Annotated in this window: 17 protein-coding genes; 4 read left to right on the top strand and 13 right to left on the bottom strand. The window is 44.8% G+C overall.

Translation table 11 applies throughout. The features are described 5' to 3' along the window. Window positions 1-276 precede the first annotated feature (276 nt). On the top strand, window positions 277-1,569 hold the full coding sequence (locus ACVBDU_RS03865; RefSeq protein ID WP_447178465.1) for an APC family permease: 1,293 nt from the start codon (window positions 277-279) through the stop codon (window positions 1,567-1,569). Window positions 1,570-1,928: 359 nt separating this feature from the next. Here the strand turns inward: ACVBDU_RS03865 and ACVBDU_RS03870 are convergent, their stop codons facing one another. The 10 genes from ACVBDU_RS03870 to ACVBDU_RS03915 form a co-directional block, all read right to left on the bottom strand. Then, window positions 1,929-2,132, bottom strand: coding sequence for a DUF6327 family protein (locus ACVBDU_RS03870; protein WP_447178466.1), 204 nt, complete (start codon window positions 2,130-2,132; stop codon window positions 1,929-1,931). Window positions 2,133-2,155: 23 nt separating this feature from the next. Beyond that, the gene (locus ACVBDU_RS03875; protein WP_447178467.1) at window positions 2,156-2,512 is read right to left on the bottom strand and encodes a phage holin family protein; all 357 of its coding nucleotides are present in this window, start codon (window positions 2,510-2,512) and stop codon (window positions 2,156-2,158) included. A 32-nt stretch (window positions 2,513-2,544) separates the two neighbouring features. After that, the gene (locus ACVBDU_RS03880; RefSeq protein WP_447178468.1) at window positions 2,545-2,886 is read right to left on the bottom strand and encodes a YtxH domain-containing protein; all 342 of its coding nucleotides are present in this window, start codon (window positions 2,884-2,886) and stop codon (window positions 2,545-2,547) included. A 266-nt stretch (window positions 2,887-3,152) separates the two neighbouring features. After that, a complete protein-coding gene (locus ACVBDU_RS03885) occupies window positions 3,153-4,280 on the bottom strand; it encodes an AI-2E family transporter (RefSeq protein WP_447178469.1) in 1,128 nt (375 codons plus the stop codon). Window positions 4,281-5,055: 775 nt separating this feature from the next. Next, the gene (locus ACVBDU_RS03890; protein WP_447178470.1) at window positions 5,056-6,480 is read right to left on the bottom strand and encodes a hypothetical protein; all 1,425 of its coding nucleotides are present in this window, start codon (window positions 6,478-6,480) and stop codon (window positions 5,056-5,058) included. A gap of 250 nt (window positions 6,481-6,730) precedes the next feature. Beyond that, the gene (locus ACVBDU_RS03895; protein ID WP_447178471.1) at window positions 6,731-7,258 is read right to left on the bottom strand and encodes a hypothetical protein; all 528 of its coding nucleotides are present in this window, start codon (window positions 7,256-7,258) and stop codon (window positions 6,731-6,733) included. Window positions 7,259-7,384: 126 nt separating this feature from the next. Next, on the bottom strand, window positions 7,385-8,911 hold the full coding sequence (locus ACVBDU_RS03900) for a carbon-nitrogen hydrolase family protein (RefSeq protein WP_447178472.1): 1,527 nt from the start codon (window positions 8,909-8,911) through the stop codon (window positions 7,385-7,387). A 118-nt stretch (window positions 8,912-9,029) separates the two neighbouring features. Next, complete coding sequence (locus tag ACVBDU_RS03905) at window positions 9,030-10,907, bottom strand: M1 family metallopeptidase (RefSeq protein WP_447178473.1); 1,878 nt, start codon at window positions 10,905-10,907, stop codon at window positions 9,030-9,032. Window positions 10,908-11,163: 256 nt separating this feature from the next. Further along, complete coding sequence (locus ACVBDU_RS03910) at window positions 11,164-11,880, bottom strand: DNA alkylation repair protein (protein ID WP_447178474.1); 717 nt, start codon at window positions 11,878-11,880, stop codon at window positions 11,164-11,166. A gap of 12 nt (window positions 11,881-11,892) precedes the next feature. Continuing rightward, window positions 11,893-12,525, bottom strand: a complete 633-nt coding sequence (locus ACVBDU_RS03915) for a class I SAM-dependent methyltransferase (RefSeq protein ID WP_447178475.1) — start codon at window positions 12,523-12,525, stop codon at window positions 11,893-11,895. A 567-nt stretch (window positions 12,526-13,092) separates the two neighbouring features. Here ACVBDU_RS03915 and ACVBDU_RS03920 point away from each other — a divergent pair. Genes ACVBDU_RS03920 through ACVBDU_RS03930 form a run of 3 tightly spaced genes read left to right on the top strand, consistent with a single transcriptional unit; the run spans window position 13,093 to window position 16,776 of the window. Next, on the top strand, window positions 13,093-14,259 hold the full coding sequence (locus tag ACVBDU_RS03920) for a hypothetical protein (protein ID WP_447178476.1): 1,167 nt from the start codon (window positions 13,093-13,095) through the stop codon (window positions 14,257-14,259). Between the two features lie 20 nt (window positions 14,260-14,279). Continuing rightward, window positions 14,280-15,902, top strand: a complete 1,623-nt coding sequence (locus ACVBDU_RS03925; RefSeq protein ID WP_447178477.1) for a BCCT family transporter — start codon at window positions 14,280-14,282, stop codon at window positions 15,900-15,902. Window positions 15,903-15,915: 13 nt separating this feature from the next. After that, a complete protein-coding gene (locus tag ACVBDU_RS03930; protein WP_447178478.1) occupies window positions 15,916-16,776 on the top strand; it encodes a universal stress protein in 861 nt (286 codons plus the stop codon). Window positions 16,777-16,838: 62 nt separating this feature from the next. Here ACVBDU_RS03930 and ACVBDU_RS03935 read toward each other — a convergent pair whose 3' ends face one another. The 3 genes from ACVBDU_RS03935 to ACVBDU_RS03945 form a co-directional block, all read right to left on the bottom strand. Continuing rightward, on the bottom strand, window positions 16,839-17,585 hold the full coding sequence (locus ACVBDU_RS03935) for a dienelactone hydrolase family protein (protein ID WP_447178479.1): 747 nt from the start codon (window positions 17,583-17,585) through the stop codon (window positions 16,839-16,841). 135 nt (window positions 17,586-17,720) lie between these two features. Then, window positions 17,721-19,880, bottom strand: a complete 2,160-nt coding sequence (locus ACVBDU_RS03940; protein ID WP_447178480.1) for a prolyl oligopeptidase family serine peptidase — start codon at window positions 19,878-19,880, stop codon at window positions 17,721-17,723. A 92-nt stretch (window positions 19,881-19,972) separates the two neighbouring features. Next, a complete protein-coding gene (locus tag ACVBDU_RS03945) occupies window positions 19,973-22,150 on the bottom strand; it encodes a prolyl oligopeptidase family serine peptidase (RefSeq protein WP_447178481.1) in 2,178 nt (725 codons plus the stop codon). Window positions 22,151-22,203 lie beyond the last annotated feature (53 nt).

Genomic DNA, 22,203 nt, shown 5'->3' on the forward strand with positions numbered 1-22,203 from the left:
AACACTCAGCCACCGGGTTCCGGGTTTGTATTTTTACCCGTCCTTAAAAATACGGTTTTTTCAGTAAGTTTCCTTTGATTATGCGACCAAATTTGTAGCGGAATATGGCTAAGTTGACTTACTAAAACGGGATTCATGTCTTGTGTTGCGGAGCCCCCCCAAGCCCGTCTACGAGGTAGCTGACCATATGTTTATACTCTGGTGTTTTTGACGTAAACCTGCCCGGTTCATTATTTATGGTTAACTTGTTCGCTATAGTTTAAACGTATATATAGCATGAAAAAAATAGGACTTAAGGACGCCATTTCCATAGGAATAGGCGGGATGGTCGGCGGGGGTATTTTTGCAGTCCTGGGACTGGCGGTTTCGCTGGCAAAAGGAGGAACCCCCGTAGCCTTTTTATTTGCAGGGATTCTGGCCTTGATCACATCCTATAGTTATGTGAAATTATCCATGTCCTTTCCCGATAGGGGAGGTACGGTAAAGTTTATCAACAAGGGGTTTGGTGTTTCCGTTTTTAGCGGAGCAATGAGTAATTTGCTGTGGGTAAGTTATATTGTGATGCTGTCGCTGTATGCTTCGGCCTTTGGTTCTTATGCACCCAATTTACTGGAAATAACCGGTGATAAGACCGTAGATTTTCATATCTATGTAAGTGCTATTATCATTGTGGCTACCGCTATTAATTATTATAGTATTTCGGTAGTGAGTAAGATAGAATCATACGCCGTAATCATCAAGCTCATTATTCTCATAGGTTTTATCGGAATAGGTGTTTACGGCCTTATCGGCAATCCGAATATAAGTCAACTGGCTATAGATCATTGGGAGACCCCGGTAAAACTCTTTGCCGGCGGAATGGTGATTTTTGTGGCCTACGAGGGCTTTGAACTGATAGCCAATGCAGCGCCGGATATTATCAATCCGTCGAAAAACATTGCCAGGGCTTATTACTACTCTATTATTTTTGTCATTGTTTTGTATATTACAATCGCATTGGTCACTGTAGGATCTCTTCCTTTTCAGAAGATTGCGGATGCACAGGATTATGTGTTGGCGGAAGCAGCTATGCCCATATTGGGGAAAACGGGATTTACCATTATTACCATTGCGGCCCTGATTTCCACTTTTTCCGCTATTAACGCATCGTTGTATGGGGGAAGCAGGGTTAATTTCGAAATTGCCGAAGAAGACGAATTACCACATCATTTCCTTGCACAATTATGGAATAAACCCATAGGATTGCTGATTACGGCTATTGCCACCTTGATCCTGGTCAATGTACTGGACCTGGAGAGCATTTCCACGGCAGGTAGTGTGGGGTTCCTGCTGATCTTCGGTATTGTAAACTTCACCGGGTTTAAACTCTCGAAACAGATTAACGGAAATAAACAGATAGCACTGGTTGGTTTTCTATTGTGCATTATTGCCTTGATTGTTTTGGTGCATCAGCAATACCAGACTAATCTGACGGGAATAATCATATCTGCCGGTATTATCGGGTTTTGTTTTATATCGGAATGGATTTTTAAAAAAAGCGAAAATTATAAAAAGAAGTTTAGTGCATGACAAAAATTTAATTTCGATAATTCCTCTCCCGAAAGCCTTCGGGATTGTTACCCCCAACCATTTCGACTGTCCCGAAATATCGGGACGCTCCCTTTTAGTCGGGGATGAACTGATTTTCCGAGAAACCCAGTGAAAACAATTGTTGTCATGTACTAAAAAAGAAGGGAAGAACAGCCTCCTGAAATGTTTATAATTGGCCTGTCTTATAGTGGTTTTGATGACAAACGATTGCACCTTGTAAAAATAAAAGAGCTACCGGATACGATTTCGCGGAATCCGGTAACTCTTTCTGTCCCCTCGGAACTTACTCCATAAATCTCTTACCCGGGGGGATTTTTATGGTGAACTCGTCGTTCATATCAACCGAATATTTTCTTCACTATTTTGAGCGCCAGCGCCCGTTTCAGTATAAATCCGGTTGTCTTGCCAACTACATTTAAGAAACCCAGGTCATCTTTCAGCCCGTGATAGCTAAGCCTGATCTCTTCTTTAGATATGTTTTTCTGAAGCCTCAGGACTTTCAGGTCCTTATTGACTTCCTCAAAAGAGGTGTATACTTTCATCAGTTTAAAGTTTAAACAGTTTCTTAATCATCATCGTCAAAGAAGTCCAGTGACGCACGGATGAGGACTTTCCTTTCTATGGTCTTCCGGAATCCGTAATAGACAATCAGAGCTGTTAGTATGTATACACCCCCTACTATCAGGAAACCCAGGGCCAGATTATCCAGCCAGGTTCCTATAAAGAGCGCAAGGGCAAATGTAATTAATAGCATTGCTCCGAAAAGCATTGCTCCGACGAGCATAAAAATGATCATCGAAGTAATGCCTTTTGTAAGTTTTTTAAAAACGCTGAGTTTATAGTAAGCATAAATCTTTTCTACAAACTCCTGGGTGTTTTTACTCAAGCCCTCGGCGTTTTCCGAAATACTGTGTAATGACATAAAAGTACATTATTTAGTTGCTCCGGCAACTTTTATTTGGCATTGTCTTTTTGAAGTTTGGCATTTTTAGCTCTCAGGTCCTCCAGTTTTTCTTCAAGGGCAACTAAAATGTCATCTGCTTTATAACTCGCATCGGAAAGGGTATCGTCGAGTTTACTTTCAAACTTCTCCCGTGCCTTATGCGCTTTACCCATAAGCTGGGCTTGTGTTTTATGCAATTGCTTTTCGAGTTCTTTTTGCGTTTTTTTCGCCTGTTTCTTTATCTTGTCTCTCGTGTTTAACCCTTTGTCCGGAGCGTATAAGATTCCGATACCGGCTCCTATAGCTGCACCGGTTAATAATGCTAAGATTGTTTCACCTGTTTTATTTGACATAACTCTGATTTTTTAATTATAAATTATTTTTTATAACCTCGTTACCTAAGGTACAAAATTTGAAAGAATTTTACTAACAAAACAGGGGTTTTGGCCTATTATTAACATAAGGTGTTAAAGCAAGGGAGAGTTATCGGGGTATTCTATTCCGGGAGAAGTAGTTTGCGAAAGGGCACAGGTGACACCTTGGTTTGGATACTATGGAGTCCGTAACTCAGGCCCCACCCCGGATAGCAATCGGAATATTTGAAATCTGAAATGACTTTCTATTCTTCGGAAGCATTTTTTTCCTCTTCCTTTTCCCGGGCTTTCTTGGTTTGCTTCTTCGTTCGCAGGTATGATTTTTCCGGTTCGCTAAGCAAAAATCCATAGGCTTGTGTCTGCGGGATGATATCAAAAATAACTTTTAGCATGGCGAGTAACGGTAGCGCCAGGATCATTCCGGCAAGGCCGAATAACATTCCGCCAAGGAAGAACGACAGTAAGGAAACCAGGGGATTGAGGCTCACCTTTCCGCCCACAATATTGGGGGTAATAAAATTTCCTTCCAGCATCTGTACCACCTGGAACCATATAATAACCCCGGCAGCATACCAGAAGCTGTCTTTGGTAGCCAGGGCAAAGAGAGCGGGGATCAACGAGCCGACAAGAATACCGATATAAGGAAATATGGTCAGCAAGGCGGCCAGGATACCGAAAAACCAGGCATATTCTATTCCCAGTATATACAGTCCTATAGTATTCAATACTGCCACAATACCCATAACCGTTACTAATCCTACCAGGTAACTCTTCAGAACCTCGTAAATCCTTCCCAGTCCTTTCTCTATGATCTCTTTGGGAGTGGACGAAAATACTCTGAAGAAGAATTCCCGGAAAAAGTCACGGTAATACAGGAAAAAGAAGATCATAATGGGTACCAAAATAGCAGAGGAGAGGGAATTGCCCAAAGAGCCCAGGGCTTTGGTAAGATAGCTTCCCATGTTGGACATACTGTCGGAAAGTTTGTCCTTGATCTCGGAACCCAGTTCATAGGAAGACATGTGAAACTGGTCAGAGGTCCAATCCAGTAGTTTATAAGCCACCCCTTGTATTTTACTGGCAATGTCCGCGGCGTTATTTCCTATGTTAATGGTTTGGGAAACCAGGAGATATCCCAAACCGAGCATTACCAGGATAGCCAGCAACAGTGAGGTCAGTGAGGCCCCCAAACGGCTCATTCTGAATTTCTCCAGCCTCCGGCAAAGCGGGTAGAGCAATACCGTAATGATAATGGAAAACAAAATAGGGACTATGATGTTTTGCAGCGTATGGCAGATAAATACGATCAGTACCAGTAGCAACAAGTTAGAAACGATACCGGAACTTATATTCTTTTTTATAGCATCTTTCATCTGTTCATTTTTATTTGTTTTTAATTGGTCAGATGTAATTCGCCATTGAAGATTTCGTCCCGATAGTCCCGATAATTATCGGGATCGGGGAGTATCCACTCAAATTGTTATGGCTCATTTCATAGGTGGTTCGGGCGTGATTTGATTATCGTTAATCTTCAAATATAACCAAAAATCCGGCAAGGGACCAGTAGGTGGTGCCGGACGGCAGGGCAAACACACCATATAAGGGAAGACAGAAGAGGGGGGTGAAAGACGGGGAGACAAAATGACAAGGGGACAAGGAGACAAGGAGACGAGGAGGCGAGGGGCGTTGGTGATTTATAGTGATTTGTTGTTTAGACAAAAATTAATTTCGTCCTACGAGTATGCCTGTGGTCGAGTGTACGGGTTATCCACATCCATCTCCTATACCCGTATACCCGAATACCCGAACACCAAAGGTGAAGATGCGTTTGCCCTGTGCCGGAGGGGGGGAGCAGTGGCAAATAATTGAGGAGAACATTGTCGTTAAATAAAAACAGGAGTATTACGATGTAGCGTAACTATGTATGTAGAAAGAAGATATCCCGAACTTCTGTCAAAACCACAAAGCACACAAAGCAGGCACAAAGAAATAACAGAGTTAAACAGGCTGAAATGAAAAGTTTATTTCTTTGTGCGAACTTCGGGTGTTATTTGCGAATCGGGGGGGTAAAATTCTTTTAAATTACCTGACATGCCAACAGTGGAAATGTCAGGTAACCGTTTTCATGTTTTACCTCCTGGATAGTTCTTAGTTAAACGAAATAGCCTTGCTGAAGCCCAGTTGCAATAAGGCGAAATCCTGTTTCCGGTCGGAGAGGTTCAGATAGTTAATAAAACGCAGAAAAATTTTGTCTGTCTTTTTTTTGTCCGGAAAGTAAGATACTCCGGCACGGAAAGATAAGAGATCGTTCCACTCATCGTTTTCGATATATGCATTGGGGTTTAATTTCTGCCATGCGTGCCGTATTCTCAAATCTATTCCGAAGTTGTCCAGCTTCCTGCTTTTCAGGACAGCTTCGAGATATGGTGTGTGAAGCGCGGCATTCAATTTTTCGTCGTCTATGACGAGGTTGCTGGAACTGTACATATAGCCCGCTTTGAGTTCAAAGGAATTGGAAGGACGCCAGTCTCCGCGGAACAGATTTATGTCCAGGCCCACCGCATAGGTATATCGCCGGAAAAGTTCCAGGCGATTGATTTCCCCGGCGGACGAAAGTACTATGGTATCGAATTTACTTTCTATCCGGTTAAAGTGAAAGAAAGGCTCTATAGCATCAAAGGGCATAAATGTATAGGTGTTCCTGTAATTGGCCCTGTGGAGATAAAGTTTTGTATTTGCTTCAAACTGGATAAGGCCATTGGGTTCGTCACCGAAAACCCCCAACAGATCCGAATATACCTGGAGATTCACCAGGGCATTCAGACTGTTCTCCGCATACAGTTTTTTGGACCCGGTTTTTATTCCGGAAGGAGTCCTGGTGTTTTTAATAGTCAGTTCCTGTGTGTCCGGGAAATAATTAAAACGCCTGTCCGCTTCAAAGTACAAAGCATCTTTGAGTAAAATGAAATTGCCATTCTGCGGATTGAAAAGCCGGTCATTAAATCGTCTTTCAATGGTCAGGATAGGAATGGGGGATTTGGTGTTGTAAAAGGAATTCCCATCTGAGGTATATACTTTTAAGTGCTCGATGACCCCTTCATTTACAGCAACTTTAACACTGTCTATATATGCTACATCTAAAGTAACCGACGTGCCTTTCGGCAGGATTTCTTCCTGCGATTTATGATCTTTTATAGCCTCTGCCAGGGTGAAATTGACCCGGGAGGCTGCTTTTCCTTCGGATTCCAATACCTTATTCACGGAATCTATACTTCTTCTGAGGAGGGCTACCTGTTGCGGTTGGCTAACCGGGGAGTTCCAGGGAAAAACAATGGCGTAGGGTTGAATCCGGAAGGTTCCTATTTCTGTAGATGCGGAATTACTTTCATCGATGAGCTCCTTTAATTTTTTAAGTGTATCGTTGAGTTCGTCCGCTTCGGTTTCCGAAGTTTCCGAAGCCAATCCGACAGAATCGGTGACTTCGAGATTTTGTGGTTGAATTTCTCCTTCGCTCTGTGACCAGGATAGGTGAGATAAACAAAGAACAACTAAAACAGTACATACTTTTTTCATCGGTTTTGGTTGGTTAAGGTTAAAGTAACGGTTAATTTCGATATTATGTAGAAATAAGGTTGCGCGTTTTAGGTACCTTTTTCTACTTGCGGCAGGTATTTTTGCCGGTGATTAAATTACCGAATTTTTATCAAAAAATACTATGGAAAACCGTAAAACGAGAAAAATACCAGGTTTGGTATGATATTCTCTTCGGGAAGTCTCGCCGGAGTACGGCGAAAATGCGTATAAGTGGAGTAAAACGACGTTTTTACAATCGGAAATTTTGAGGAAGCTTAGAAATATTCAAATCCTTAGGGTTAGCACCTCCCCGTAACGATGAAATAATTTCGTCTTCTTTTAATGTTTCAAATTCATCGAAACTCAAATCGAACATTATTTGCAGATTGACCTTTTCGATAGCTTCTTTTTTATCTATATAATCGTCCGAATACATTCGGATAAACTGCTTTTTCAAGATCTCTTTTACCTGAAAGCCTTTTAACCGGATAAAATCACCTTCTTTTATTCTGAATATTCTTTTCAAAATTTCAAAATCATTTAACTCTTCCCCGGATATAAAATTATCTTCGAGAATGAAATCTGCATAAGAAATCAAATAGTCAAGAGATTGATTTTTAGCATAGTTATTATTTGTTATTGCTTTGGAAGTAAAAGACTGTAGGTCCCCGATTTTCGAATTCTCGTCTGTTATTATTTTTTCAATTTCTTTGATGACTTCATCTTTAGTATCGAATGTCTGAACGAATTTACTATAGTTGGCAGATAGTTTATACATAATTGCAGGTTGCAGATTAGACATAAGGGGAAACGTCCCGGACACTGGAGTTTTTCGATGCTAAATATGCAGTGCTTCCGGGCAGTTTCCGTATTTGTAAATTTAAGCTATAAACGCATTCTTTTTTTAACTTTTCTTCCGCAACTCAAAAATATCCGTTCTCCGGTCTTTCAGGTTTTTTACGCTTCCGAACTCGTGCAGTTCGCGTAGCAGGCCCAGGTCTACATCGGCCAGTAATATCATTTCGGTGTTTGGCGTGGCTTCTGCCTTTATACCATTGGTGGGAAAGGCAAAATCACAAGGGGTAAATACCATGGATTGTGCAAACTGCATGTCCATATTGTGTACATTGGGCAGGTTGCCTACACTACCGGCAATGGCCACGTAACATTCGTTTTCAATAGCCCTGGCCTGTGCGCAATGCCGTACCCTGGAATACCCGTTCTGGGTGTCGGTTAAAAAAGGCACAAAGAGTATGTCCATTCCCTCATCGGCAAGCAGCCGGCTGAGTTCGGGGAATTCGGCGTCATAACATATAAGAATACCTATTTTTCCGCAGTCGGTATCAAAGACCTTAAGTCCTTTTCCGCCCTGCATGCCCCATACTTTTGCTTCGTCCGGGGTAACGTGTATTTTCTCATAGCGTTCTATGGTGCCATCCCTTTTGCACAGGTAACCTACATTATACAGGTTTTCATCTTTAATTTCGGGCATGCTCCCGGCAACAATATTGATGTTATACGATATGGACAGTTTGGAGAATTCCTCTATTACCTTGTCGGTATATTTGGCCAGTTCGCGAATGGCTTCCGGCTCCGAAAGGTGGTTGAACCGGGCCATTAGCGGCGCATTGAAAAACTCCGGGAAAAGGGCAAAATCGGCCCGGTATCCGGATAGGGTATCTATAAAATACTCGGACTGCTGCAGCAGGGACTCCACATTTTTATAGGGACGCATCTGCCACTGTACCAATCCCAGGCGGACCACACTTTTCTGGGTCGCGGCTTTCCGGGTCGGTTTTTCGTAGTAAATATTGTCCCATTCCAGCAAAACGGCAAATTCCTGGGAAGCCTTGTCGCCATCCAGGTAGCCTTTGAGGATGCGGGCGGGGTGAAAATCGTTGGACATCTGGAAGTTCAGTACCGGGTCGTCGATTTCTTTTCTCCGTACTTTTTCGATGTACTCTTTGGGGCTTAAAGTATCTGCGTATTTGTGGTAATTCGGGATCCTCCCGCCAAAGACAATGCCTTTGAGGTTTAGTTTCTCGCACAGTTCCTTACGGTAATCGTACAGCCTTCGGCCCAACCGCAGTCCCCGGAATTCCGGTATGATGAATACGTCTATACCATAAAGCATATCCCCGTCATGGGAATGCGTATCGAAGGTGCTGTTACCGGTTACTTCATCAAAAGTATGGCTGCCTTCAAAATTGGTATAATGTACAATGATAGCTAATGCACAACCTGCGATCTGGCCATTGACTTTGATCACCACCTGGCCTTGCGGAAATTTGTGCAGCAGGGTTCTTATCTGGGGTTTTGTCCAGTAATCGTCCGGCATGGAATGGTAGGCCGAAACCATAGCTTCTTTAATCTCGGCATAGTCTTCGATTTTCAGGTATTCCAGTTCTATTTTGTCGGTTTCGCTGTGCATTATTCCTGTCTTTAAAGGTTGTCGTGAAGCATTTCTATGCCGGCCCGGTGGCTTCGGTACACCCCGGCAGCGCCGGGGCACTCAGTCACCTCGGGGTGTCTCATTCCCATGCCATAAACTAATGGACTATATAGCTGTCGTTAGAAGTATCCGCATCCATAAAAATACCGCCCTCCAGGCGGATACCTGTAATATTCTTCACGTTTTTAAGCGTAACCACTGCACGGTCGGGATTGGATTCCCAGATGGCCGGGGTCTGGTGAAATTCCTGCATTTTTCCGTCTTTGTCCGTCAGTATAATGGTTACGGGTGCCGGCATGCCGCCTACGTTTTCCAGGGTAATGGCCAGGGTATTTTTTTTGTAAGAGGCATCGGTTATGGCGATGTCTATATAATTATTGCTGAAGTACCAGCGATCCCAGAACCAGTTGAGGTCTTTGCCTGCAATATCGTTGAATGAATAGAAAAAATCCCAGGGTATGGGGTGTTTACCGTTCCACCTGTCCATGTAGCCTTTCAGGGCTTTGCTGAACAGGGCATCGCCCAGGTATTCCTTCATGGCCAGGTACCCGATGGCTGCTTTACCATAGGCATTGGCCCTTATGGATACGCCATTCAATGCGTTGAGCGGTGTAATGACGGGCAGGTCATATTCCATATCGGCATTGTTGGCCCAGCTTGACACACGGAATTTTTTAAAGTTTTCTACAGCTTTTTCTTTGCCCAGGTCATAGGTTCCGATGAGGAATTCCAGGGCGGTGGCCCAGCCTTCGTCCATAAAACCGAAACGGGTTTCGTTGATTCCCATATAGAACGGAAAATAAGTATGCGCTATTTCGTGTTCTAGCACAAAACGCGCGAATTCCGCTTCGGGGAACGAACTGTCGTTGACCATCATCGGGTATTCCATATCGGCAAAACCGCGAACGACGGTGGATTTGGAATAGGGGTAGGGGACACCGGGGTAATTGTTGGAGAACCAGTCCATGGCGTGCTTGCCGTAGTTGACCATCTCCTTAAAATCTTCCGAAGGTTCGTCATAGGCTGCCTGTACACTGGCCCGGCGCCCGGTAGCCTTGTCTACCACAACACTGCCGGCATCCCACAGGTAATGGTCACTGATGGCAATGGCAATATCCGTAATATCGTCTGCTTTCCACTTCCAGGTATTGGTAGGGTTTTGCTTGGTTACCTTATGGCCTTCCAGGTCTTCTTTGGTTGCGATATGCAACACCTCCTCCGATGTCATGGATTGCTCCAGGAGCCCGGCGTAATGGGGCTGCAATACCTCATCCGGGTTTTGCAGGTCTCCCGTAGCCCATACGATATAGTTGGCAGGTACGGTTACCGAAAAGGTATAATCGTTAAAATCGTTGTAGAACTCCTGCGATCCGTTAAAGATCGCGGTATCCCATCCGCGGTAATCGTCATAGACGGCTACCCTGGGGAAGAAATAGGCAAGGAAGAAAGTAGTTTCGTCAATGGCTCCTTCTCTCCCGCTTTGTACGGATACCTCGAAATGCCAGTCAATGTCCAGGGTAATACTGGCATTCGGAGCCAGGGGAGTGGCCAGTTCTATCATTTTGTTGGTACCGTCGTTTTTGTCTTTCCATTCCCGCGCCACGCCGTTTTCGGTATAGGCATCGATATGCATTCCGGAAGTAAGGTAATCTTCCGAAGCCTGTCCCAACCGGACTGCTCCCGGTTTATGCTGGTTGAGGAATAGTTTGAAGTTGAGGGTTTTTAAGGTGTCGGGGCTGTGGTTGGTGTATACTATGGACTCTTTGCCCGTAATTTTCCGGTCCGGCGGACTTACGGTCAGATCTATAGTATAGACCCCTTTGTTCTGCCAATAGCCGGGGCCGGGTTTCCCGTCTTTGCTTCGGGTCTGGTTTTCATAGGCTTTTTTTACATCGCGCGGATGGTACAGTTCCTGTGCCTGTAGTGCCATTACGGACACCAACAGCAACCCGGTAAATAGTGATTTTCGAAACATGCTGCGTGTGAATTTTTAATGAATTTTGTTAGCTCCTTCTCTAAAACATACATTTTTGATAAACCGGATTAAAGACGATCCGACAAAACTGTATGTTTGTCAAATATACATCATGCTACGCATACAAAAGAAGGGAATTGTGCATAAAAAGACAATAGTTCCTATTACAAATACTTGTTCCCTATAGGGACTTCTTTCTGTTGTGTTCAAACCGGGGACAGTGGGATTATCAGAGAGAATCTCTTACATATGGGGTTTACTTTTTCATAGCTTCGACTTTTAATTCCTTCGGCATTTTTTCAATCGCGTAACGCAATGCTGTACGGGGCATTACAGTTTTTCTGGACATGACATAATCAAAAACCTCCTTTTGGTGAGCTTCACTTGCTGCTTTCAGCATCCAGCCATAGCCTTTTTGTACCAGATCGTCTTTGTCCGAAAGAAGTATATCGGCAATCTCAAAAATTTCCCGGATAAACATTCCCTTTCGGGCAGGTATGATCAAGGTTACGGCAGATGCTCTTTTCACCCATCGTCCGGATGATTTTGCCCATTTCTTTAATTCGTCGGTATATTGCGGATACCTCATGACAAACATACCTATCGTATGGTTGCACAGCGTGTCGCAAGCCGCCCAGTTATTTACATAACCTTCTACCCAATGTTCGAAAATCTTAAAGTCAGACGGTTCGTATTTCTTATGTTGTGATTCTGAAAATATACAGGCAATAATAGCTTCTTCAAGATATTCCGATTTCCACAGTTCTTCGCAAATATCGAAAATATCCTGTTTGGAATGTGTTTTTAGCTGTTTGTAGAACTCCTTTGCTATTTTGCGGACTTCTGCCGTTTTTACACCGTAAACCAGCGCTTCTTCTCCTTGTTTAAAAAAACGGCTTGAAGATTCCCGTGTTTTACTGTCCGAACTATTTTTTAATGCCTGGCGGATTTCGCGTACCCGTTTTTCTTTCATGGTGAGGAATGCTTACTTTTGTTTTTCACAGATTATTTCCCAGAATTTTTGTGAGGATTTGTTTTCCGTATTTTTTGCCGGTTCCTTTATCTCTTTAGCTTCGAGAAGGCCGTAACCGCCAAACTCCTCATCTACCGATTCCCGGTCATAATAGAAGAGTTTAACCCCGTGCCTGGTTTCAAACCGGTCTTTACTCAATGCTGTTCCTTCTCCGTAGGTGGGGGTGTTTTTGGATATGGCTACAAATACCATGTATCCGCCAGGTCTCAGCTGGTTGTAACAATCCTTTATCAGCTTAGCCCGTTCTTTTTCGTTTAGCAAATGGATTAAAGCATAACAGAAAATACCGTCATATGTTTTTTGGTCAAATGGCATATCGCCAACACCGCCGTGATATACTTTTATAGTATTCCCATAGTGTTTTTTTGCCAGGTGGATCGCCGTTTCCGAAATTTCAATCCCGGTAACATCAAATCCGTGGTCCGTAAATATTTTTGCATTTCTACCGTATCCGAATCCCGGGATCAATATTGCTTTTAAGCCCTTATTCCGAAACAGGTCAACTGCTGAAATTGCGGCATCGGCAGGTTCAAATCCCCACATGGTTTCTTTATCCCTGAAACTGGATTCCCAAAATTCTGTCATCTTTTTTCTGTTAGTTCCGTACTTTTTTTTGTGTTGATGACCAATATCCAAATATACGCAATTCACTACTTCAATCCATAACCATGAGGATGTTCGAAACACTCCTGTGAATAAAATTTCCGGGGGAGTTTTTTATGGGGTACAAATGGTTTTTACAAAGGACCTTTGTCTCCGTTTTGCTCCCGCGGAAACCATAGGGGAAAACGGATAACAAATTCGGGAGTGGACATTTCATAAGACCGTGGAAAGGATGATAAGACACAATTCTGTTTTCCGACATCAACAATGCAGAATCTCTCTATATATAACTCAAACTGTTTATTTAAAGGATTTCCCGGGGAGGGTTCGGGAAAAAATTGTATATTAGAAACTATATTTAGTATGTTTTTTCATACATTGTTAACATGTTTACCCCTCTTAATTTGTTCTCTGTGTCATTGTTTACCTGTTTCAGGTTTTTGCCTACAGCAAAAGCAGACCGGTAAAATGTTGTGAAAAACAACTTTTGCACAGATGATTTGCAGCACGATGTTTTCGCCGTCCGGCGAAACGGAAACGAACAAAAAGATGATTATATACTTAAAAAAATTACTTCCTTTTTTATGTTTCATTCCTGTTTGCGGGAGTTCACAGGACAAGCCCGTGGTGAAGTTCGGAGGGGCATTGCGTTTTAACTATATCTATTCCTCCTGGAAAGAAGAACAGAAAAAGCAGGGAGGCGATCTTATGTACGATATGTTTCGTATTAATGCGGAGGCTTCTTACCGGGGGATTTCGCTGAATGCGGAATACCGGCTTTATTCCGATGCCTTTGGAGGCGGTGTCCTGAAACAGGGCTGGCTGGCCTATGATTTTGATGAAAAGAACAGCATACAGGCCGGACTCACCCAGGTGCCCTTTGGTATTCAGCAATACAACTCTCACAACTGGTTTTTCAATATCGGGTATTATATAGGACTGGAAGACGATCATGATATCGGGGTGAAATTTATTCATCAGCAGGAAGAGGGCTGGCAATACCAGGTTGCTTTTTTCAAGAATTCGGAGAGCATAGCATTCGGAGGAGCTACGGATGTTTCGCACAGCCGGTACTCCTATGATGTCGCTTCTATGGATGTGGATGGGGACGGGGATCCGGATTACCGTAATAAGGAGGTAAACCAGCTGAACCTGAAAGTGTATTACAAGCTGAAGCACAGGGAATTCAGGCACCAGTTCGGAGGGTATACACAATATGGCGGGCTTTATAATCTGGATACTCAAAAAACGGGGCATCATTACGGTTATGGCCTGTTTTACGAACTCGATTACCGGGCGTTTAACCTGAAATGGCAACTTCTGCACTACACCAACGCGCCGGAGAACCCCGATACGGAGCGTCCGGATATTATTGCCATGGCAGCCTACGGGGCACCTTACCTGGTTGCTGCCAGGGCCGACCTGGTTTCGCTGGCGGTGGCTTATACGGTTCCCGTGTCGTGGGGACCCGTATCGTCGTTACAGTTTTACAATGATTTCGGCTGCATCCGAAAGCTCGGAAAGGATTTTTCCGATAGTTATATGAATGTCACAGGCGTAGGTGTAGCAGCCGGGAATCTATATACATATATAGATTTTGCAGCGGGTAAAAATCACTCCTGGCTTGGCGGGAACTTTATCGATGACTTTGCCGGGGGAAACCCGGATGCCCGATGGGAAGCACGATTTAACATTAACATAGGATACTATTTCTAAAACCGGAAAACACAATAATTATGACTAAAAAAGTGGTTCGAAGCGATGAGAAAAAATCGATACTGGGCATGGAAGTCAACGGCCCGGTATTTTTTTCATCGGCTATTATTATAATTATCAGTATTGCCCTGACATTGATATATAAAGAGAAGGCTAAAGAATATTTTCAGGAGATTCAGCAATTTGTGGCGGAGATGGGTGGATGGTTTTTCGTTCTTTCCATCAATATCTTTCTCTTTTTTATGATTTACCTGGCGTTCAGCAATTACGGAAACCTGCGTATCGGCGGGCAAAATGCCAAACCTGAATTTAAGACCATGTCATGGTTTGCCATGCTGTTCAGTGCGGGGATGGGAATAGGATTGCTCTTCTGGAGTGTTTCGGAGCCCATTTCTCATTTTGTTTCGCCTCCGAAAGGTACGGGAAGCAGTATCGGAGCTGCGCAGGAAGCTATGAATTTCACCTTTCTGCACTGGGGGCTTCACGCCTGGGGAGTTTACGCCCTGGTAGGTCTGTCCCTGGCCTATTTTACATATTCCCGGGGACTTCCGCTTACTATCCGTTCTGTATTTTATCCTTTTCTGGGGGATAAAGTCTATGGGATTATCGGTGATATTATCGATATTATTGCGGTCCTGGCCACGGTATTCGGGCTGGCGACTTCTCTCGGATTGGGGGTGCGGCAGATTGCGGGAGGACTGAACCATGTTTTTGATATTTCGGCAGGTATTCCAACACAAATGCTGCTTATTGCGGGCGTTACCCTGATTGCTGCCATTTCTGTGGTATCCGGGGTCGATAAAGGGGTAAAGTTCCTCAGCGAGTGGAATATGCGTATTGCGGTAGTGCTATTGCTACTCGTTGTGATTCTGGGGCCTACCATTTATATCTTTCAATCGTTTGTACAAAATACCGGAAGCTATTTGTACAATTTCCTCGATATTGCTACCTGGACGGAGAGTTATACCGGCATGCACTGGCAGAATACGTGGACCATATTTTACTGGGGCTGGTGGATTGCCTGGGCCCCGTTTGTCGGTATTTTTATTGCCCGTATATCCAAAGGGCGTACGGTACGCGAATTTATTCTGGGGGTACTGATCCTTCCCGCGCTGGTTACCTTTTTCTGGATCAATGCTTTCGGAAGTACGGCCATACATGATGCCCTTGCCGGGAATATGGCGGTGATTAACGAGGTAAAAGTTGATGAAGCCATTGCGATGTTTGTCTTTCTGGAAGACTTTCCGTTGCCTATGGTACTGAATATTATAACAATTATCCTGATTGCAGGCTTTTTTGTCACCTCGTCCGATTCCGGATCGCTGGTGGTAGACAGTATTACTTCCGGGGGAAAGATAGATTCGCCGGTAGGACAACGGATATTCTGGGCGGTCATGGAAGGGGCTGTTGCTGCCGTATTGCTGGTAGGAGGCGGACTCAAGGCATTGCAGACCGCTGTCATTGTTTCCGGGCTGCCGTTTGCTATAATCCTGCTGGTCATGTGCTATTCGCTCTACAAAGGGCTCAGTGAGGACCATCGCAAGCTGCAGCGCCGAAATGAGCAGAAAGACCTGGATAATTATAAGGATATCGTATCGGATATACTGAAACGAAGACAAACAAAAGATAATACCAAAAACTAAATACCGGAATATTATGATTACCGAGATTAAAAATATACTCATAGCCCTCGACCTTTCGGAGATCGATGAAACCCTGATCGCTTATGCATCTTTTCTGTCTGATGTATTACAAGCGGACAAGGTTTATTTTGTGCACAACATCAAAAAGTATGAGATCAACGAACTTTTTGAAGACGAGCTGGGCGATATCAATATTGAGGAAAGCATAGGAGAGGAGCTGAATGAAAAGGTGGCGACAAGCTTTAAAGGAAAAGCAGCATGGGAAGTGCTTATATCCAATGACTCCTACACCGAGTCTTTAATTGCTTATATTGTAAACAAATATGCTATTCACCTCACCCTGGTGGGCAGTAAGAACCGGGTGAAGGGTACCGGGGTCGTTAGCGGAAAACTTCTGAGAATGCTCCGTTGTCACATCCTGAGCATTCCCCGGGAAACCAGGACCAAAATCGAATACATCCGGGTAGGAACAGATTTTTCCAGTGCCTCCAGGCGCAGTTTTTCCATGGCACAGGTGGTGGGAAAAGCGGTATCGGCAGCAGTAAAGGCTGTACATATTTATAATGTACCGCTTCAATTCGCGCCTTATTTACCCAAGGAAACCCTGATGCCTGTAGTGGAAAAACACACGGCCGAAAAGGGGCGCAAGTTTATGAAAAAGGTTCCCGGTGCAGAAGATATTCCGCTGGAAATCGTTCCGGGAAGGAGTTCCAGTATTTCGGAAACACTTATCCAATACGGCAAAAAGCAAAAGACCGACCTGTTTTTTGTATCGGATAAAGGAGGAAATACCTTTTCTTCTCTTTTGGTAGGAAGTGTTACCGAAGAGTTGTTCAACGAAGATCTGCATTTTCCGTTATGGGTCTGTAAGTAGGAAACACCGGAAACAGGCGATACAAGTGCCGGATGGTTGCAAGTGTATTCCCGTATCAGTGATTACTTCAGGATTTCCTCCAGGAACATCAGGGTATGGTTCCATGCTCTTTTGGCCATGACCTCGTTGTATTCGGGAGATTGCGGGTTGGTAAAGGTATGGCCGCTGTTGGCATAGGTAATGATCTGCCAGTCGGCTTTGCCGTCTTTTAATTCCCGGACCAGGGCATCGTATATTTCGGGGGTTACCCCTTTGTCTTCTGCCGGATTTTCGATAAGCACCCTGGTTTTGATCTTCCCGTTGGGCCGGCTTTCATCCTTGCCCAATCCCCCGTGAATGCTCACGACGCCTTCTACGGGAAGTCCGGCTCTCATCACTTCCAGGGCTCCGGTTCCGCCGAAGCAATAGCCGATCACCGCGATCTTCCCGGCATCGGCCCCGGCTTTTTTCAACTGGTCCAGGGCCAGGGATATGCGGTGCTGGTAGGCTTTGTAATTGGTCTTGTAATAGCCGGATGCCTTCGATGCCGAGGTATTGTCCGCAGGGATATTCCCTTCGCCGTAAATGTCGGCTATAAAAGCAATATAGCCTTCTGCTTCCAGTTCCTGGGCTGCTGTTCTGGCTTCGTCGTCAATACCTTTCCAGGCCGGGAGAATTAAAACGCCGGGTAAGTCTCTACCGGTGTTGGAGGTTACCAGTCCGTTTAATCGCTGATCCCCGTCTTTATAGGAAACGGGATTGAGGTTTTGTGCATTGCTTATATGGGTTAACATCAGTAAGGAAAATAGGATTAAGTATAATTTTTTCATGGTCCCGTATTTTGCTACGGTTAAATGTAATTCAAAATGTCTGAAACCGGAAATCAAAAGCGTTAAAAAGGGTTTTTACGACAGGTTCTGGTTCCACTGTGTTCAAACGAGGACCGGGAGGAATGGGAACTATCATTATTTCTGATAATCCTCATGTCCTGTTTGCCACAACATAAAAGCCATAATATCGGCCAATTCTTCGTTTTTTCGGGTCTCATTGGCTTCAAACCCGTGTCCGCCTTTAAAATCCACATCGAGAAGTACCGGTTTGTCCGAAGTTGTAGCGGCTTGCAGGCGGGCGGCGAATTTTCCGGGTTGCCAGGCGGCTACACGGGCGTCGTTCAGGCCGGCGGTCAGATATACCGCCGGGTATTTTACGTCCTTTTTTATGTGGTGAAAAGCGTCCATCTCCAGGAGGGCCATAAACTCTATCGAGTCTTTTACTGTACCGAACTCTTTAGTGTTGTTCAGTCCGTTGGGGGCAAATTCCGCGCGTAGCGTGTTTAACACACCCACCCGGATAAATGCCGCGGCATACAGGTCGGGGCGTGCGGTAATGGCCCGGCCTATGGTAATTCCCCCGGCACTGGCACTCCAGGCAGTCATGCGTTCATTCGTGGTATATTCTTCATTGATGAGGTATTCCGTACAGGCGATAAAGTCTTTCCAGCTGTTGGGTTTTGTGGTTTTAAAACCCGCCTTATGCCATGTGTCGCCCTTCTCACCGCCACCCCGAACATGGGCTACGGCATAGATGCCCCCGGCCCTGATCCAGTGTAGTAAATACGGATATAAATAAGGGGAGTTAGACCATTTATACGCCCCGTAACCATTTAATAATACCCGGTTTTTACCGTTTTTCTCCATGCCTTTTTTATAAATAACAGATAAGGGCACCATAACTCCGTCGTGCGAAGGAATTTCGATTTCCCTAACGACTACATCTTCCAACTCCGGGTAGGTTATTACCGGGGAGAGGTTTTCTGTAGTAAACCTATTGTTTACATAGCGATAGCGTTCCCTGTTGTTGGCCCACCCCTCGATCTCTACCCACAGATCGTTGTGCTTTGGGCCTTTGGAGCTGACATTGATATAACCGGAAGGTTTGGGCAGGGGAATATTCGTGATTTTTCCCTCTTGCAGCTTGTAAAGCCTGGCATTGACCCCGTTGGCGGTTTTTACATAAAACAGCCCTTCCCGCGTTAACGTGAAATCCGTGATCACTGCCGTGGTGTCTTCTTCTACCAGGACTTCCGGTGTTTTAAAATCGGGATTGGTTAGGGAGGTTCTGCAAATTTTAAAATTGGAGCTGTTTTTTGCTGACAGGAAATAAAGATTATCTCCCTGCAAATAATACCGCGGGATCATATCGCTCTTTTTAAACAAAGGCTTCCATGTTGCTTTTCTATTGGAAAGCCCGTCTACCGTAGTATAGTAGGTGTCCCTGTACCGGGACACTCCTGCCACAGCCCCCAAAGCAAACCGGTTTTCCGGATTGGATATAGATACCAGAGGAAAATCTTCCTTCTTAAAGCCGATCCCGGGGTTGTGACGCATCGAAAATACCTCTTGCAAAGTTTCGGGAGCATTACCGATTTTATGGACTACTACCCGGGAGTTAAACAAATAGTTTTCCGATTTCGAATCAATATCCGGGACATAAGTGTAGAGGAAGCCCGAATTGTCCGGCAACCATGCTACGCCGCCCAGGGCATAAGGCCAGCAATTCCCCAGCCGGTCGGGCAGCAGGGTTTTGGTGGATATATCCAGGATGACCAGCGAGGAAAACTCCTTATCCTCTTCGGTAAGGCCGATAACGATCCTGGATTCATCCCAGCTGGGCCGGATATAATTAATGAGTTTTTCCTTTCCCGGGGCCTGTGTTGCAGGGTCAAACAATAACTTCTCCCTGCCATCAAAGCCGTGACGTGTATAGAGCCGGGCCGTATTTTCTCCGGAGTTCTTCTTCAGGTAATAATAGTTGTCCTGGTCGGTTATGCTTAACCGGGATACAGCATAAGGCATGGCACCTGAAATTTTGGTTATGGTATCCAGTAAACGGGCTCTTCCCGGAATCTTGTGTACCATTGCCGCAGTGTGTTTGTCCTGGGCTTTATACCACTGTATCACCGTACTATCCTCCGGGTTTTCCATATAGCGGTAGGGGTCTGTGATCTCCATACCGTATAGGGTTTCCGATACTTCTTTTACCGGGGCGGTAATAATGGGTTTGTTTTTTGTGCAATGTACCAGGAAAAAACAGGAACACAGCAGGATAAGGAGTTTTGATTTCATATTGCTTTTGAAAATAGATTGTCTTTGGGAATGTATAAATGTGTTTATATTTTTGATGTTTTTTATTCAGGTAACCATCGGTAGCGACTGGGTCATTCTTTCTTATAATCCTCATTCCCTGTTTGCCAGAATAAAAAGGAAAGTATATCGGCCAGTTCTGCATTTTTTTTGTCTTTACTGGCATCAAAACCATGCCCTCCTTCAAAATCTATTGAAAGCAATATTGGTCTGTCCGAGGCAGTTGCGGCTAGCAGGTGTGCGGCAAATTTGCCCGAGTGCCATGCGGGGACACGAGCGTCGTTCATGCCGGCGGTCAGCAATACGGCCGGATATTTTACACCATGCTTTACGTGGTGACAGGCATCCATTTCCAGGAGGGCCTTAAACTCTGCAGAATCCTTAACCGTTCCCAGTTCCCTGGCAATATTGGGACCGTTGGGGGCAAATTCCGAACGCAGGGTGTTGATGACGCCTACTCTTATCACTGCAGCTGCGTATAAGTCAGGACGCTCCGTAATGGCCCGGGCTATGTTGATCCCGCCGCCGCTGGCCCCCCAGGCCGCTGTTTGTTCGCGGGAGGTATAGCCTTCGTCGATCAGGTATGCCGTGCAGGCGATAAAGTCTTTCCAGGTGTTGGGTTTTGTGGCTTTAAAGCCAGCTTTATGCCAGGCATCGCCTTTTTCACCACCGCCCCGGATATGGGCTACGGCGTATACCCCTCCTTCGCTTACCCAATGCAACAAATACGGATATAAATAGGGTGAATTGGACCACCGGAACGCACCATACCCGTTAATGAGCATTTTGTTTTTACCGTTTTTTACCAGGTCTTTTTTATAGATTATGGATAAGGGTACCATTACCCCGTCATGTGAAGGAATTTCGATTTCCTCGACCACTACATCTTCCAGCTCGGGGTAAGTCACCACCGGGGCGAGGTTTTCCGTTGTAAATGTACCGTCGGTATTGTTGTAACGGTAGCGTGTCTTGTTGTTGGTCCAGCCTTCGACTTCTATCCACAGTTCATCGTATGCCGCTCCTTTGGATTCCAGGTCAATACTGCCCGAGGGTTTCGGGAGGACAATTTCTTCGTCCGAACCTTCTTTTGCCCGGTATAGGCGAGCTTCTACACCGTTTTTGGTTTTTACGTAGAACAGCCCGTTTTTGGTTACGGCATAATCCGTTATAATAGCCGTGGTATCAGCTTTGACCAGGGTTTCTGTATCCCCGGCATTCGTATCGTCCAAGGTAGTTTTACAGATTTTGCCATGCGGGGTATTTTTAAAGGATAAAAAATACAACTCGTTGCCTTCCAGGAGATACTTTCGTGTCTTATCTTTTTCATGAAACAAAGGAGTCCACGTCACTTTATCCTTCCCGGAGAAACGGGCAACTTCGGTATAATACAGATCCCGGTATTTTCCGCCCCCGCCTATAATTCCCAAAGCATACTTGTTCTTCGGGTTAGTATAATAAACCATGGGAAAGTCTGCGGCGTCAATATTCAGGGCCGGATGGTGTTTTGCCGAAAGAATGTATTGCAGGTCTGCGGGGTCCTGCCCGGGTCTGTAGACTACCGCCCCGGTATTTAACAGGTAATTGTCAGATTTGGTATCGGTGACGGGAACATAGGTATATATAAAACCTGAACTGTCGGGAAGCCACTGTACCCCTCCGAAATTGGTGGGAGAATTATGGCCATGTACTTCACATATCTTTCTCCCCGATCGAACCTCCAAAGCCAACAGGTCGGCAAACTCTTCGTCGTTCCGGGTTAGGCTGATAACGATCCTGGAACCGTCCCAATTCGGTTTGATATAATTTATCAGATAGGTGCCTCCCGTTTCGGACTTGTATTCCGAAGGGTCAAATAATTCGGTTTCGCTGCCGTCAAACCCTTTGCGGTAATACAGCCGAGCTACTTTGGTTGCCGGTGTTTTTTTCAGGTAAAAATAGTGGTCGTTATCTGTTACCTTCAAATCAGATACGGTAAATGAACCTGGCGTTGCGGCGTCGTTGATCTTTTCCCGCAGAGCCGTATTTCCCGGGATAGTTCCGAGGATATCCCGTGTGTGGGTTTCCTGGGCTTTATACCACTGTATCACCGTACTATCCTCCGGGTTTTCCATATAGCGGTAAGGGTCCGTGATCTCCATACCGTATAGAGTTTCCGATACTTCTTTTACCGGGGCGGTAATACCGGGTTTATTTTTTGTGCAATGTACCAGGAAAAAACAGGAACACAGCAGGATAAGGAGCTTTGATTTCATATTGCTTTTTGAAAACGGGTTGTATTGCTTTTTAAAAATACGGTTTTTTTATG

It is taken from the genome of Sinomicrobium endophyticum (assembly GCF_052983315.1).

Coding starts and splice junctions, on each gene's coding strand:
- ACVBDU_RS03900 (WP_447178472.1), bottom strand. CDS start 8,911: ATGCACAGCGAAACCGACAAAATAGAACTGGAATACCTGAAAATCGAA.
- ACVBDU_RS03885 (WP_447178469.1), bottom strand. CDS start 4,280: ATGAAAGATGCTATAAAAAAGAATATAAGTTCCGGTATCGTTTCTAAC.
- ACVBDU_RS03930 (WP_447178478.1), top strand. CDS start 15,916: ATGATTACCGAGATTAAAAATATACTCATAGCCCTCGACCTTTCGGAG.
- ACVBDU_RS03865 (WP_447178465.1), top strand. CDS start 277: ATGAAAAAAATAGGACTTAAGGACGCCATTTCCATAGGAATAGGCGGG.
- ACVBDU_RS03915 (WP_447178475.1), bottom strand. CDS start 12,525: ATGACAGAATTTTGGGAATCCAGTTTCAGGGATAAAGAAACCATGTGG.
- ACVBDU_RS03945 (WP_447178481.1), bottom strand. CDS start 22,150: ATGAAATCAAAGCTCCTTATCCTGCTGTGTTCCTGTTTTTTCCTGGTA.
- ACVBDU_RS03880 (WP_447178468.1), bottom strand. CDS start 2,886: ATGTCAAATAAAACAGGTGAAACAATCTTAGCATTATTAACCGGTGCA.
- ACVBDU_RS03870 (WP_447178466.1), bottom strand. CDS start 2,132: ATGAAAGTATACACCTCTTTTGAGGAAGTCAATAAGGACCTGAAAGTC.
- ACVBDU_RS03895 (WP_447178471.1), bottom strand. CDS start 7,258: ATGTATAAACTATCTGCCAACTATAGTAAATTCGTTCAGACATTCGAT.
- ACVBDU_RS03940 (WP_447178480.1), bottom strand. CDS start 19,880: ATGAAATCAAAACTCCTTATCCTGCTGTGTTCCTGTTTTTTCCTGGTA.
- ACVBDU_RS03925 (WP_447178477.1), top strand. CDS start 14,280: ATGACTAAAAAAGTGGTTCGAAGCGATGAGAAAAAATCGATACTGGGC.
- ACVBDU_RS03935 (WP_447178479.1), bottom strand. CDS start 17,585: ATGAAAAAATTATACTTAATCCTATTTTCCTTACTGATGTTAACCCAT.
- ACVBDU_RS03920 (WP_447178476.1), top strand. CDS start 13,093: ATGATTATATACTTAAAAAAATTACTTCCTTTTTTATGTTTCATTCCT.
- ACVBDU_RS03875 (WP_447178467.1), bottom strand. CDS start 2,512: ATGTCATTACACAGTATTTCGGAAAACGCCGAGGGCTTGAGTAAAAAC.
- ACVBDU_RS03905 (WP_447178473.1), bottom strand. CDS start 10,907: ATGTTTCGAAAATCACTATTTACCGGGTTGCTGTTGGTGTCCGTAATG.
- ACVBDU_RS03910 (WP_447178474.1), bottom strand. CDS start 11,880: ATGAAAGAAAAACGGGTACGCGAAATCCGCCAGGCATTAAAAAATAGT.
- ACVBDU_RS03890 (WP_447178470.1), bottom strand. CDS start 6,480: ATGAAAAAAGTATGTACTGTTTTAGTTGTTCTTTGTTTATCTCACCTA.